Origin of the sequence: Streptomyces sp. NPDC059695, assembly GCF_042733785.1 — a bacterium.
Lineage (GTDB): Bacteria > Actinomycetota > Actinomycetes > Streptomycetales > Streptomycetaceae > Streptomyces.
Genome location: NZ_JBHWFF010000086.1, coordinates 311 through 1,042, shown reverse-complemented (window position 1 = coordinate 1,042; position 732 = coordinate 311). Strand labels below are relative to the sequence as shown.

General features: G+C 51.5%; 1 rRNA gene (running past one end of the window). It reads left to right on the top strand.

The window, feature by feature from the left end:
* A 23S ribosomal RNA gene (locus ACFV2S_RS37925) occupies positions 1-732 on the top strand; its annotated part runs 310 nt beyond the window's last position; the annotation flags it as partial.

Sequence of the window (732 nt, the reverse complement as noted above, 5' to 3'; positions counted from 1 at the left end):
CCTTTTGTATAATGGGTCAGCGACTTATTTTCAGTGGCGAGCTTAACCGAATAGGGGAGGCGTAGCGAAAGCGAGTCTTAATAGGGCGTCTAGTCGCTGGGAATAGACCCGAAACCGGGCGATCTATCCATGGGCAGGTTGAAGGTTGGGTAACACTAACTGGAGGACCGAACCGACTACCGTTGAAAAGTTAGCGGATGACCTGTGGATCGGAGTGAAAGGCTAATCAAGCTCGGAGATAGCTGGTTCTCCTCGAAAGCTATTTAGGTAGCGCCTCATGTATCACTGTAGGGGGTAGAGCACTGTTTCGGCTAGGGGGTCATCCCGACTTACCAAACCGATGCAAACTCCGAATACCTACAAGTGCCGAGCATGGGAGACACACGGCGGGTGCTAACGTCCGTCGTGAAAAGGGAAACAACCCAGACCGTCAGCTAAGGTCCCAAAGTTATGGTTAAGTGGGAAACGATGTGGGAAGGCTTAGACAGCTAGGAGGTTGGCTTAGAAGCAGCCACCCTTTAAAGAAAGCGTAATAGCTCACTAGTCGAGTCGGCCTGCGCGGAAGATGTAACGGGGCTCAAACCATACACCGAAGCTACGGGTATCACCTTCGGGTGATGCGGTAGAGGAGCGTTCTGTAAGCCTGTGAAGGTGAGTTGAGAAGCTTGCTGGAGGTATCAGAAGTGCGAATGCTGACATGAGTAACGATAATGGGTGTGAAAAACACCCACG